The organism is Bradyrhizobium canariense (assembly GCF_018130465.1).
Lineage (GTDB): Bacteria > Pseudomonadota > Alphaproteobacteria > Rhizobiales > Xanthobacteraceae > Bradyrhizobium > Bradyrhizobium canariense_C.
This window is the reverse complement of sequence record NZ_JAFCKJ010000003.1, coordinates 828786-841247: the sequence shown is the minus strand read 5'-3', so window position 1 is coordinate 841247 and position 12462 is coordinate 828786. Positions and strand designations below refer to the sequence as shown.

Genomic DNA, 12462 nt, shown 5'->3' with positions numbered 1-12462 from the left:
GTGGGGCGGTCCGGCGTCCCGATGATGATCAGCGCGTCGTCGCGATCGCATATCGCTTGCGCAAGGAGGCGACGCATTGGGATGCCGCGGAGCTGATGATGAGATAGGCGACCGCGACGACGAGATACATTTCGACCAGACGACCGTTGAGTTGCGCCAGCTTGGAGGCCGCTCCCAGAAGATCGGTCAGGGACAGCACATAGACGAGCGATGTGTCCTGGAAGAGGATGATGGTCTGGCTCAGGATGATGGGGCTCGCGACACGCAGCACTTGCGGCAGAACGATATGGCGATAGGTGTGGTAGGTGGACAAAGCGAGGGCCTGGCAGGCCTCGAACTGGCCTTTGTTCACGGCACGCAGGCCCACACGGATGATCTCGGAGTAATAGGCAGCCTCGAACAGGCCAAAGGTGGTGAAGGCCGTGGCTGATGCCCCGATCGGGACCGGGCGACCATTGCCGCTGAGGTGCCCAAGCACAATCGGCATCAGGAAGAAGAACCAGAAGAGGACCAGGATCAGCGGGATCGAGCGGATAATCGCGACGTAGCTGCGGACGATCTTGGCAAGCACCGGCACGTCGAAATGCTGGACCAGCGCCAGACAGGTCCCGAGGATCATGCCGATGGCGAAGGCGGCCGCCGTGAGTGAAAGCGAGAAGAGCAGGCCCGACCAGAGATAGGGCCACGACTGCGCAACGATCGAGAAATCGAGGGTGTTCATTTCGCAGCCTCCATGGCGTCGGGCAGGGCGCCGCCTTGCGGCACATCGGCAGTGAGATCCTGCTCAGCTGTGAGCGTGACGGCAGAGCTTCCGGGAATGCGGACGGCTTTGTCGATCAGCGTCATGGCCTGATAGGCGATCAGTGCCAGGCAGAGATAGATGATGGTCGCTGCGCCAAAGGCGGTGAACGTCTGGAACGTGGCCTCGCTGATTTGCCGTGCCTGCGCGGTCAGCTCCATCAGCCCGATCGTGAGGGCCACGGAGGTGTTCTTGTAGATGCCCATGACCTCGCTGGTGAGGCTAGGCACGATGAGACGCAGGGCCTGCGGTACGATGACATAGCGATAGGTGAGATAACCGCTGAGGCCGAGGGCGTTGGCCGCTTCCATTTGTCCCTTGGGAAGCGCCTCGATGCCGGCCCGGACCTGCTCGGCGATGCGGGATGCCGTATAGAGCCCGAGGCAAAGCAGCGCCGGGAAGAATGAGGCCCAGGGCGGCGGGATCTGCTTGATGGCGTCCCCGAGCGTTACAGGCACCACCTCCGGAAAAACAAAGTACCAAAGGAACATCTGCACCAGGACGGGGATGTTCCGGAAAATCTCGACATAGAGCCTCGCCGGAATCGAGAAGAGGCGGTTTTGGACGGTGCGCCCCACTCCGACGATTACGCCGATGGCAAAGGCGATCCACCAGCCGAAAAAAGCCAGCGCAAGGGTCCAGCCGAGACCCGACAGGAGCCAGTCGATATAGCGCTGGCCGTCTGCCGCCTGTTCAAAAAGCACTCCGAACATCGCGAGTCCCCAATTGCCGACGAGGAATTCCTTGCGAGACGATCAGCTCCGTCGATCAGTCGACGGCATCGCTGGGATGTGCGATCCGCTCGGTCAACTCGTCAGTGAGCGGAAAGGCGAGGTTCTCTCCCTTGGGCGGGATCGGCCTGGTGAACCATTTCCCATAGGTCTTCTCGAATTGGCCCGATGCCATTTGCTTGGAGAGAACGTCGTCGACGAGCGCCTTGAAGCTCGCATCGCCCCTTGTGAACATCAGCCCATAATAGATCTTCGCGTAACCCTCGGGCAGGAACAGGAGCGCATCCGGATTTGGTGCCGCGGCCTTGAGCCCGGCGAGGAGGATATCGTCCTCCATGAAAGCGGCGGCACGGCCGGTGTTCAGCATGAGGAAGGATTCCGCATGGTCCTTCGCCTGGACGATGTTGAGGCCAAGCTGCTCCTTGGCGTTGACGCCCTGCGCGAAACCCACCGCGTTGGAGCCTTGCGTGACGACCACAGTCTTGCCTTTCAGGTCGCCGGCGGTCTTCACGCCGGTGGCGGCCTTGACCAGCCAGCGTGGCTGGCTGACGAACGTGGCGACCGAAAACGAGACCTGTTCCTGCCGCTTCTTGTCGTTCGCGGTGCCGCCGCATTCGATGTCGACGGTTCCGCTCTGGATCAGCGGGATCCGGTTCGAGGAGTTCACCGGCGTGTAGTTGACCTTGAGGTCGGGTAGTTTCAGCTCGCTCTTGATGCGATCGACGATGGCAGTGCAAAGATCGAGCGAGAAGCCGACGGGCTTCTGATCGGGCCCGAGATAGGAAAACGGTATCGAGGCCTCGCGATAGCCGATCGTGATCGCGCCGCTGGATTTGATCTTGTCCAGCGTCGGGCTGTCGGCTGCGATAGACGGTGGCGCGCCGACGGCGAGGAGTGCCAGGAGCAGTCTCAGCAGCTGAGCGAGCTTCTTCATGGTTCTTGCCTTCCCATCATGTGTCAGAGTCAGGCTGCCGCGGATCGGCGTCCGAGGCCGCGCCGGCGGATGACATCGACCAGGCGGTCGATGTCATCAGCAGTGTTGAACATGCCGAGCGAGACCCTGATGCCGTCGCGCTCGGGCGAAACGCGCACGCCGTTGTCCTCGAAATGGCCGAGCCAGTCCGATGCGGGCAGGGCGATGACGTAGATGTGCGGCGCGCGGTGCTGACGCTCGCGCGGGCCGACCAGGCCGACGTTGAGCTCGTCGAGCCGCGCGATCAGGTGATCGCCGAGATCGAAGCAGTGGTTCTGGATGTTGTGCACGCCGATCTGCTCGATCATGTCGAGGGAGGCGCCGAGCGCATGGACCGCGGGCAGATTGAAGTTGCCGAGCTCGAAGCGCCGGGCGGCCGGCGAGGGTGCCATCCGGTCGGAACGTGCGATGAGATCATCGGGGATCTCGGCGAGGCTGGCAGCGGCGAGATAGGCCGGTTCGAGCTCGCTGAGGGACTTGTCCCAGTAGAGCAGCCCGAGCCCTTGCGGCACGAGCAGTCCCTTGTGGCTGCCGGACCCGACGAAGCTCGCGCCAATCGCCTTCGCATCAACAGGCACGACACCGATCGCCTGCATCACGTCCACGATGAAATAGAGCTTCCTGCTGGCGCACAGCGCGCCAACGCTCTCGATGTCGAAGCGGTGACCGGCGTGGAACGTCACATGCGACATCGAGATCGCACGCGTGTTTTCGTCGATGAAGGGCGCAAAACTGTCCGCATCGATCATCTCAGTCATCGGGATGAAGCGGACCTCGATGCCCTTCCGTTGCAAATTGAGGAAGGCGTAGGCGTTGTTCGGGTGATCGCCATGGATCATCAGGACATTGTCGCCGGGCCGAAGCGGCAGCGCGTTGGCCGCGATGTTCATGCTCTCGGAGGTGTTCTTGGTGAAGGCAATCTCGTCGGTGGCGACACCGAGCAAGCGGGCGAGCTTGGCGCGAGTCTGCTCCACCCGATCGAGCCAGACGCTCTTGGGACCGGCCGTCTCGAAACCCTCGCGAAGGAAGAGCTCGATCGCGGCCTTCACGGGACGCGCGAGCGGCGTTTGAAACCCGGAGTCCAGATAGACCATCCGTTCGACGGCGGGGAATTCCTTCCTCACGGCGTCCACGTCGTAGTGACGAGACATGCACATCTCCTGCTGAGCGCGCCGTCCTGACTTGGCTCGCGGCCATCAGGCGGAGCGAGATTTTCGGAACGGCGCGACTGCGTTGCACAACTTCTAGTCAGTCACCGGCAGCGCCGAGAATATGTGCTTTCGAGATTTCGACAAACGAATTTGTCGAATTTCAATATATTTTATTCCGAAAAATGATAGTATTTGGCCTTGATCTTGATTTTGCTGCCAATTTTGGCCGGTGGAAAAAATGACGAAGCGTATCGAGAAGGATGGGCCGCTTGATCGTGCCTTTGCGATCGTTCGGCACGTTGCCGACCAGCGCAAAGCCGTGTCTGCGGCAGAGATCGCTAAGGCTCTCGTGCTGCCGTTGCCGACCGCACACCGGTTGATCGGAAATCTCGAGGACCGCGGACTGCTGCAAAAGGCGTTGGGCACGAAGCGCTACGTTGTCGGCAACCAGCTCGTCACGCTGTCCGCCTCTGTCATCGGCGCGGCCTTCCGCACGGCGCGGCGACACGCCGTGCTGCGTGCCGTTGCCGGCGAGATCGGCGAGCAGTGCGAGATCGGCGTCGTGCGCGACAATGTCGTCGCCTATATCGACAGCGTTCGCGTTTCGGAGCCGCAAGGTCTTCAGTTCAATCCCGGCGAAGCGGCGCCGCTGCACTGCACCTCGACTGGAAAGATCTACATGAGCAGACTGCCCGAGCGCATCCGGGCGAGGCTGTCCCGCGCGCTACCGCTGAACAGGTTCACGGACACGACGATCGTCGACGTTCATGCGCTGATGCAGGTTCTCGACGAGACGCGGCAACGCGGCTGGGCCAAGACCAATGAGGAATACGTCAAGGGCGTCGTGGGCTGCGCCGTCCCCATTCTGTCACCGGATCGGGAATTGATTGCTTGCCTCGGTGTCTCGGTGCCGGTGGCGCGGGTGAGCTTCGCCGAGCTGGACCGGTTCATTGCGCCGCTGCAGAAGGCCGCGGGCCTGTTGTCGGAGACCATTCTGCAGGTAGAGGAGGAGGATCGCGCAGATGTCCAAAGCTGATCCGAGAATGACATCCTGCTCCTGTTTTGCCCGACGAGTCAAATCGGTTTCGGTAAAGCGTAAGTCATTGATCCGCCACGCCCCGGCTACTGTGCATGGGGTTGTTTTTCCATTTTTTGTTTGAGCGCGCCCCGCAGGCGCGTTGCTCACGCGCTCTCCGTCTCCCGGTGCACGTCGTGCACCACCAGGCCCATGCCTTCGTCGGGCATCTTGATCCAGTCGCGGCGTTTCAGGGTGCGCTTGGTGTCTTCGTAGCCAGAGGTCCAGTGCTCGCGCATCGAGGTGCCCGAGAATTCGTGGTCCTTGGCGTCACCCTCATAGGCCTTCTGCTGGTAGATCAGATGCAGGATCGCGATCTCCGGCATGTGGCGCAGGCTCGACTTGAGTTTGCACTCCTCCTCGGAGAGCTGCTCGTCGGGCAGCTTGGCCAAGGCCTTGTAGAGCAGGACCTTGAGGTTGTGGGTTCGGCGGTAGACGTCGGTGTTGTGGCGGGTGCGCGAGGAATACATGATGTCCTTGTGGCGGGCCATCACGTCCTGGATCGAGCGCGGCAGCACGCCGCGTGCGCTGAACAGGTCGACCTGGAACACCAGCGAATTGAGCGCGTCTTCCTGGTCGAGCAGGTGCTGAAGCGGCGTGTTGGAGACGATGCCGCCGTCCCAGAAATGATCGGTGCCGATCCGTACCATCGGCAGTGCCGGGGGCAGGGCGCCGGAAGCCATGATGTGCTCCGGCTCGATCTCGTCATGGGAATTGTCGAAATAGATGAAATTGCCGGAGAGCACGTTCACGGCGCCGACCGCGAAGCGAACCTTCTTCTCGTTGATGAGGTCGAAGTCGACGAGCTCGAGCAGGCTCTCCTTCAGCGGCATCGTGTCGTAATAGCTGGTGGCGGTCCGGGCGCCGACCGGGCTCAGCCAGGGATTGACCTGATGCGGGCTGAAGAAGCCCGGCTGGCCCATCGCCGACGTCATCCACGCGCTGGTGAGATTGCGCCACTGGCGGAAGATGTCTCCGTCAGGCGTGTAGTGCCAGATCTTGCGGTTGGTGATGCGCTCCCAGAAGATGCGCAGCGCCTCGAGCCGCTTCTCCGGCTTGTTGCCGGCGATGATGGCGGAGTTGATCGCGCCGATCGAGACGCCGCATACCCAGTCGGGCTCGATGCCGGCCTCGTGCAGCGCCTGGTAGACGCCGGCCTGGTAAGCGCCGAGCGCGCCGCCGCCTTGCAGCACCAGCGCGACGCGGTCGCAACGCTCGGGCCGCCAGCCTCGTGAGGAAGGCTGATGGGTCTGATATGTGCGGGCGTCCATGGCCGGTGCCTCCTGTTTCGCCGGACGATTGCGTCCGGCGGTGACGGCGTGATGACAATTTTTACGCCGATGCATCGCTTGCATGCACCATGGCCGCCTTGGGAATGGCTGCGGTCGCGCGGCTGACGGAAATCCTTCACATCGCAGTCAATGACGGCGGCTAGCAATCTGCATCGCCGCCTGACGCTGCCGGGTGGGCATCACATGAGCACCACGAGAGGAGACCAGCGATGCGCAGGGAAGATTTGCTGAGACTTCCGTCCATGCCGGCGGCCGGGCCGAGCTATCCGGCCGGGCCCTATCGCTTCGTCAACCGCGAATTCCTCGTCATCACCTACGAGACCGATCCGGACCTGATCCGCGCCGGCCTGCCTGAGCCGCTGGAGCCGATCGAGCAGCCGATCGTGCATTACGAATGGATCAGGATGCCGGACTCTTCCGGCTTCGGCAGCTACACCGAGTCCGGCCTCGTCATCCCCGCGCGCCTGCACGGCGAGGATGTCAACTTCGTCTCGCAGATGTATCTGGACGATGATCCGCCGATCGCCGCCGGTCGCGAGATCTGGGGCTTTCCCAAGAAATACGCCCATCCCAAACTCGAGATCGTCAAGGACACGCTGACGGGCACGCTGGAATATGCCGGCCAGCTCGTCGCCATGGGCACGATGGGCTACAAGCACGAGAGCATGGCCGGCAACGGCGATCTGACCCGGGCGACGTTGTCGAAGACGCAGATCAATCTGAAGATGATCCCCGGCGTCGACGGCCGCCTCGAGATCTGCCAGCTCGTCGCGATCAACCTCATCGACATCGTGCCGAAGGGGTCCTGGATGGGGCCCGGCCGGCTGCATCTGGTGCCGCATGTCAACGCGCCCGTCGCCGATTTCCCGGTACGCCGCTGCCTCGGCGCGCATCATTACATCGCCGACCTGACGCTGCCGTTCGGCCGCGTCGTGCACGACTACATCAGGGAAGCCGAGGCGGTGGCCGCGACCGGGCTGGCGGCCGAGTAGGGCGCCATCATCAAACTGTAACAATGCCGTAATTGAGTACCCGCGTGGGTCCGGAAGATGCCGTCAGCCATCTTCCGGAGCGGGGCATTCGTTGACGGTTGGGGTTGGTCATGGCTGAGCCGGCAAAGCTTGTCAGCGCGATATCGGATTCCGTGCCTGGCATTCCCGGCCTGGTGTGGGCATTCCGCCTTCACAGCGACGGCGGTGCCGAGGCGCTGCCGATCGACCAGCCGATCGAGTTCAGTCACGACGGCCGGCTCTGGCTGCATTTCAACCTCACGGACACGCGCGCACGGCCGTGGATCGCCGCGTCCCAGCTGCCGCCGCTCGCGCGCGAGCTTTTGCTGTCCAACGACACCTTCCAGCAGCTTCACGTCATCGACCACTGCGTCTACGGCGTGTTCTCCGACCTCGTGCGCGACATCGACAGCGCAACGGAGGAGACCGCGTTCCTGCGCTTCGCCATGACCGAGCGGCTCCTGATCAGCGGCCGCCATCAGGCGCTGTGCTCGGCGGATGCGACGCGCCGGGTGCTCGAAGGCGGCTACCGCGTCGACAACGTCGCCCATCTGCTCGAAAAGATCGTCGACGAGGTCGCCGACACGCTTGATAGGATGGCCGACAAGCTCGGCCAGGAGATCGACGAGATCGAGGAGCGGATTCTGGCCGACGACGCCAAGCCGGAGATGCGCCGCAATCTCGGCCGGCTGCGCCGGACTTGCGTCAGGCTGCATCGCCAGCTCACCGGCCTGCGTACGCTGTTCCATCGCCTCGACCAGAAGAACACCGACCACCTGTCGCCGGGCTTGCGTATCCAGGCCGGCAAGCTGGCGCAGCGGCTGGACGGCCTCGACCACGATATCGTCGAGCTGCGCGAACGCAGCCGCCTGCTCGAGGAGGAGCTGCGTTTCAAGAACGAGGAGGAGAGCAACAACCACCTCCACACGCTCTCGATCGTGACCTCGCTGTTGCTGCCGCCGACGCTGATCACCGGCATCTTCGGCATGAACACCAAGGGCCTGCCGCTGACCGACGTCGAGAGCGGATTTGTCTGGGCGGCTCTCCTGATGGCCTCGTCGGTCGGTGCGGCCTATCTCTTCATGCGGCGCACCGGTATCTTCAAGTAAAGCACGCCAGTCGGTACCAGTCGTGAACGGGACTGCTCATCAAATTCCGCTGCGAAATGCGGTCGCGATTGTGCTGGCCTCGACGGTGGCGAGCACCAGCGCGCTCGCCGGTGCCAAGGACGAGAGCGCGGCGGAGTGGCTGGCTCCAAGATGGTTCAACGCGTGGCATGACGGCCTCGCCAACAAGGGCCTGAATTTCGGCGCCACCTACATCGCCGACAATATCGGCAATGTGTCGGGCGGCGTTAGGCGCGGCGCCATCCATTTCGGCCGGCTCGATCTGTCGGTCGATGCCGATCTCGACAAGCTGGTCGGCTGGACCGGTGGTCGCTTCTACGCCAATGCCTTTGTCATCTATGGTCGCGGGCTCTCGCGCAACAACATCCAGAACCTCGCGACCATCAGCGAGATCGAGGCGTTGCCGGACCAGCGGCTCTACAATGCCTATTTCGAGCAGAGCCTCTTCAATGACAGGCTGAACATCAGGGCCGGCCAACAGGCCGCCGATGTCGAGTTTTTCGACAGCCAGACCGACGACCTCTTCATCAACGGCACGTTCGGCTGGCCGGCGATCAAGGCGTCCAACCTTCCGGCCGGCGGCCCGGCGCCGCCGATCGCGGTGCCCGGCATTCGCATCAAGGCCGCGCTGACGGATCAGATCACCGCGTTCGGTGCTGTCTTCAACGGCGATCCGTCAGGGCCTGGCGATGCCGATCCGCAGCTTCGCGACCATCATGGTCTCGCCTTTCGCGTCAACGACGCGCCGTGGGTGATCGGGCAGGTTCGCTTCAACTACGACATCGATATCGGCGGCCGTCCGCTCGCCGGCAATGTCACGCCGGGTGCGTGGAAGCATTATGGCTCCTTCGACAGCCAGCGTTTTACGGCGGAGGGGCTGTCGATCGCCGATCCCGGCGGAAGCGGAACTCCGGCAAAGCTCCGCGGCAATTACGGAATCTTCGCGGTCATCGAGCAGGTGCTCTACCGCCCGCCGGAGGTCAAGGACAACAGCACGTCGGCCTCGATCCCGGGCGTCACCGCGTTCGGCCGCATCGCCTACAGCCCGCCGGACCGCAACCTGATCGATCTCTATCTCGACGGCGGCATCGGCTTTGTCGGCTTCGTACCCGGTCGTCCGCTCGATCGCTTCGGCGTGGCGGCCGCCTACATGCGCATCTCGAACACGGCGCGCAACCTCGATCTCGACACGCAATCCTTCACGGGCGTCCAAAGTGCCGTGCGCAGCAACGAGACGCTGATCGAGATGATCTACGAGGCGCATATCAAGCCGGGCTGGCTGGTCGCACCTTATTTCCAGTACGTGTTTCGCCCCTCGGGCGGCATCCCGAACCCGAACGATCCGACCGGAGTTTCGCGGATCGGTGACGCCGCAGTCTTTGGCGTCACCACCACGATCAGGTACTAAGCCACCGCGGCTTGCGGTTTTGGCTTCGGTTGTCGCGAGAGTGTCAGCACGATCAGCGAGGCGAACACGCAGAGTGCGCCGGCGATGAAGAAGGCTGGCAGGTAGCTCTGATAGACCGTCCGCGAGAAACCGGCGCCGAAGGCGGCGGTGCCCGCGCCGAGCTGGTGGCCGGCAAAGATCCAGCCGAACACCAGGTTGGCGCGCTCGGGTCCGAATTTCTGCGCGGTGAGGCGCACCGTGGGCGGCACGGTTGCGATCCAGTCGAGCCCATAGAACATCGCAAAGATCGAGAGCCCATAGAACGAGAAATCGCTGAAGGGGAGGAAGATCAGCGAGAGCCCGCGCAGGCCGTAATACCAGAACAGCAGATAGCGGTTGTCGTAGCGGTCCGACAGCCAGCCCGACATGATGGTGCCGAAGAAGTCGAAGATTCCCATCGCAGCCAGCAGGCCCGCGGCCTGCACCTGCGGGATGCCGAAATCGAGGCACATCGGGATCAGATGCACCTGCACGAGGCCGTTGGTGGATGCACCGCAGACGAAGAACGTCGCAAACAGGACCCAGAACGCGCTGCTCTTCGAGGCGTCGCGCAGCGTGCCGAGCGCAACGCCGGTGATCGAGCCGTGGCTGACGGGCGGCGCGGGCAGGGGCGTGGTGCCTTCGTCGCCGAACGGGCGCAGGCCGACATCGCTCGGACGGTCGCGCATCGCGAGCAGGACCGCGAGGGCGGAAACACCAAGTGCGATGCAGACGAAGCCGAGCGCAAGCCGCCAGCCGAAACGTTCGGTGAGGCTTGCGAGCAGCGGCAGGAACACGAGCTGGCCGGTGGCGACGCTCGCGGTCATGATGCCGACGACGAGGCCGCGCCGCGCCGCGAACCAGCGCGTCGCGATGGTGGCGCCCAGCACCAGCGCGGTCATGCCGGTGCCGATCCCGATCACGACGCCCCACAGCGCCACGAGCTGCCACACCTCGGTCATGCCGAGCGAGAGCACCAGCGCGGAGACGACGATGAGCTGCGCGGTCAGCGTGACGTTGCGCAGGCCGTAGCGGTTGAGCAGGGCAGCCGCGAACGGCGCCATCAGCCCGAACAGGATGAAGCGGATCGACAGCGCGGACGAGATCTCCGCCGTGCTCCAGCCGAACTCCTTCTGAAGCGGAACGATGAACACGCCGGGCGCGCCGACCGTGCCGGCGCTGATCAGCGCGGTGAGGAAGGTCACGCCGACCATCACCCAGCCGTAGTGGATATTGCGGCGGCCGAGTGTTGCCGCGAGCCAGTTCGAGATCATTGGGCCTCAATCTTGATGGGCAGGTTTTGAAACACCTGCTCTTGAAACACCTGCGCGAGCTTGCAGGATGGCACGGGACTCGTCTGTCGGAAATGATGGAGTTCCCTCATTTCCGGACTTTTACGTCAGTGCGTCAGGCGCTCCACCGCGATCGCTGTGGCTTCGCCGCCGCCGATGCAGAGCGCCGCCACGCCGCGCTTGAGGTTTCGCGCCTCGAGCGCATGCAGCAGTGTCACGATCAGCCGTGCGCCGGTGGCGCCGATGGGATGGCCGAGCGCGCAGGCGCCGCCGTTGACGTTGAGCTTGTCGCGGGGAATGCCGAGATCGCGCTGCGCTGCCATCGCCACCACGGCGAAGGCTTCGTTGATCTCGAACAGATCGACATCGTCGGCACTCCAGCCGACCTTGTCGAGCAGCTTGCGGATCGCCGGGATCGGCGCCGTGGTGAACCACTGCGGCTCCTGGCTATGGGTGGCGTGACCCTTGATCTCCGCCAGAACAGGCAGGCCGCCCCGATCGGCGAGCGAGCGCTTGGTCAGCAGCAGCGCCGCGGCGCCGTCGGCGTTGGCGGAGGAAGCCGCCGGCGTGATGGTGCCGTTGGCGCGGAACGCCGGCTTCAGCCCTGGGATTTTTGCGGGATCGACCTTCAGCGGATGCTCGTCATTGGCGACAATGCGGGGGCCTGCCTTCTCGCTCAGCGTGATCGGCGCGATCTCCGCCTTGAACGCGCCGCCCTCGACCGCCTTGCGGGCGCGGCTGAGCGTTTCCATCGCATAGGCATCCTGGTCCTTGCGGGTGAACTGGTAGGCCTCTGCGGTCGCTTCGCCGAAATCGCCCATGGAGCGGCCGGTCTCGTAAGCGTCTTCCAGCCCGTCCATCATCATGTGGTCGATGATGCGGTCATGTCCGGCGCGATAGCCACCGCGCGCCTTGGCGAGGAGATATGGCGCGTTGCTCATGCTTTCCATGCCGCCGGAGACGACGATCTCGGCCGAGCCGGCGCGAATGATGTCGTGTGCCAGCATGGTCGCCTTCATGCCGGAGCCGCAGACCTTGTTGACGGTGGTGGCGCCGGTGGCATCGGGCAGGCCGGCCGCTCGTGCGGCCTGGCGCGCCGGAGCCTGGCCCTGGCCGGCCGGCAGCACGCAGCCCATGAAGACCTCGTCGATCTTCTCCGGCGCAAGCTTCGCTCGCTCCAGTGCCGCGCCGATCACATGCGATCCGAGCTTGTGCGCGGGGAGCGGCGACAGCTCGCCCATGAAACGGCCGAGCGGGCTACGGACGGCGGAGACGATGACGACGGGATCGGCGACTTCGGCCATGGGGGACTCCCTGCGGTGATCGGTCAATAAGATTATAACCATCATATGATGCAGCGCAAGAAATGCAACCGCGTCCGGCATGAGAATTTGTCGTGGTTCGGATGAGATTTGGGCGTTCGATCGGAGGAGGTTGGTGCTGTCCGCTCCCTGCTGCCTAACACCACGCTGTCATCGCCCGCGAAAGCAGGCGGTCCAGTATTCCAGAGGCGGCGCGGGGATACTGAGAAGCCGCGGCGTACTGGATGCCCCGGTCAAGCCGGGGCATGACACCGTGAGTATGGA

11 protein-coding genes are annotated in these 12462 nt (G+C 63.7%); 4 read left to right on the top strand and 7 right to left on the bottom strand.

Annotated elements, in window-relative coordinates:
* Positions 1-28: 28 nt before the first annotated feature.
* The 4 genes from JQ591_RS12875 to JQ591_RS12860 are packed head-to-tail and all read right to left on the bottom strand — an operon-like array spanning position 29 to position 3654.
* On the bottom strand, positions 29-721 hold the full coding sequence (locus JQ591_RS12875) for an amino acid ABC transporter permease (RefSeq protein ID WP_211396335.1): 693 nt from the start codon (positions 719-721) through the stop codon (positions 29-31).
* Positions 718-1512, bottom strand: a complete 795-nt coding sequence (locus tag JQ591_RS12870; RefSeq protein WP_211396334.1) for an amino acid ABC transporter permease — start codon at positions 1510-1512, stop codon at positions 718-720. The genes JQ591_RS12875 and JQ591_RS12870 overlap by 4 nt, the downstream gene beginning before the upstream one ends.
* A gap of 55 nt (positions 1513-1567) precedes the next feature.
* A complete protein-coding gene (locus tag JQ591_RS12865) occupies positions 1568-2464 on the bottom strand; it encodes an amino acid ABC transporter substrate-binding protein (RefSeq protein ID WP_211396333.1) in 897 nt (298 codons plus the stop codon).
* Between the two features lie 29 nt (positions 2465-2493).
* Complete coding sequence (locus JQ591_RS12860) at positions 2494-3654, bottom strand: aminotransferase class V-fold PLP-dependent enzyme (RefSeq protein WP_211396332.1); 1161 nt, start codon at positions 3652-3654, stop codon at positions 2494-2496.
* 238 nt (positions 3655-3892) lie between these two features.
* Between JQ591_RS12860 and JQ591_RS12855 the strand changes: the two genes are divergently transcribed.
* Entirely contained in the window at positions 3893-4690 is a 798-nt protein-coding gene (locus JQ591_RS12855) for an IclR family transcriptional regulator (RefSeq protein ID WP_211396331.1), read from the top strand.
* Between the two features lie 146 nt (positions 4691-4836).
* Here JQ591_RS12855 and JQ591_RS12850 read toward each other — a convergent pair whose 3' ends face one another.
* Positions 4837-6000 (bottom strand): patatin-like phospholipase family protein, encoded by a 1164-nt coding sequence (locus JQ591_RS12850; RefSeq protein ID WP_211396330.1) that lies wholly within the window; start codon positions 5998-6000, stop codon positions 4837-4839.
* 230 nt (positions 6001-6230) lie between these two features.
* Here JQ591_RS12850 and JQ591_RS12845 point away from each other — a divergent pair, with 230 nt between their 5' ends.
* The 3 genes from JQ591_RS12845 (at position 6231) to JQ591_RS12835 (ending at position 9566) form a co-directional block, all read left to right on the top strand.
* Positions 6231-7013, top strand: a complete 783-nt coding sequence (locus JQ591_RS12845) for an acetoacetate decarboxylase (RefSeq protein WP_211396329.1) — start codon at positions 6231-6233, stop codon at positions 7011-7013.
* Positions 7014-7123: 110 nt separating this feature from the next.
* Positions 7124-8140 (top strand): transporter, encoded by a 1017-nt coding sequence (locus tag JQ591_RS12840; RefSeq protein WP_211396328.1) that lies wholly within the window; start codon positions 7124-7126, stop codon positions 8138-8140.
* A gap of 22 nt (positions 8141-8162) precedes the next feature.
* On the top strand, positions 8163-9566 hold the full coding sequence (locus tag JQ591_RS12835; protein ID WP_211396327.1) for a carbohydrate porin: 1404 nt from the start codon (positions 8163-8165) through the stop codon (positions 9564-9566).
* Here the strand turns inward: JQ591_RS12835 and JQ591_RS12830 are convergent.
* Together JQ591_RS12830 and JQ591_RS12825 are read right to left on the bottom strand one after the other, a co-directional pair.
* Entirely contained in the window at positions 9563-10858 is a 1296-nt protein-coding gene (locus tag JQ591_RS12830; protein WP_211396326.1) for an MFS transporter, read from the bottom strand. The genes JQ591_RS12835 and JQ591_RS12830 overlap by 4 nt on opposite strands.
* Positions 10859-10983: 125 nt before the next feature.
* Positions 10984-12180 (bottom strand): acetyl-CoA C-acyltransferase, encoded by a 1197-nt coding sequence (locus tag JQ591_RS12825; protein ID WP_211396325.1) that lies wholly within the window; start codon positions 12178-12180, stop codon positions 10984-10986.
* Positions 12181-12462 lie beyond the last annotated feature (282 nt).

Coding starts and splice junctions, on each gene's coding strand:
- JQ591_RS12855 (WP_211396331.1), top strand. CDS start 3,893: ATGACGAAGCGTATCGAGAAGGATGGGCCGCTTGATCGTGCCTTTGCG.
- JQ591_RS12825 (WP_211396325.1), bottom strand. CDS start 12,180: ATGGCCGAAGTCGCCGATCCCGTCGTCATCGTCTCCGCCGTCCGTAGC.
- JQ591_RS12870 (WP_211396334.1), bottom strand. CDS start 1,512: ATGTTCGGAGTGCTTTTTGAACAGGCGGCAGACGGCCAGCGCTATATC.
- JQ591_RS12830 (WP_211396326.1), bottom strand. CDS start 10,858: ATGATCTCGAACTGGCTCGCGGCAACACTCGGCCGCCGCAATATCCAC.
- JQ591_RS12840 (WP_211396328.1), top strand. CDS start 7,124: ATGGCTGAGCCGGCAAAGCTTGTCAGCGCGATATCGGATTCCGTGCCT.
- JQ591_RS12865 (WP_211396333.1), bottom strand. CDS start 2,464: ATGAAGAAGCTCGCTCAGCTGCTGAGACTGCTCCTGGCACTCCTCGCC.
- JQ591_RS12845 (WP_211396329.1), top strand. CDS start 6,231: ATGCGCAGGGAAGATTTGCTGAGACTTCCGTCCATGCCGGCGGCCGGG.
- JQ591_RS12875 (WP_211396335.1), bottom strand. CDS start 721: ATGAACACCCTCGATTTCTCGATCGTTGCGCAGTCGTGGCCCTATCTC.
- JQ591_RS12850 (WP_211396330.1), bottom strand. CDS start 6,000: ATGGACGCCCGCACATATCAGACCCATCAGCCTTCCTCACGAGGCTGG.
- JQ591_RS12860 (WP_211396332.1), bottom strand. CDS start 3,654: ATGTCTCGTCACTACGACGTGGACGCCGTGAGGAAGGAATTCCCCGCC.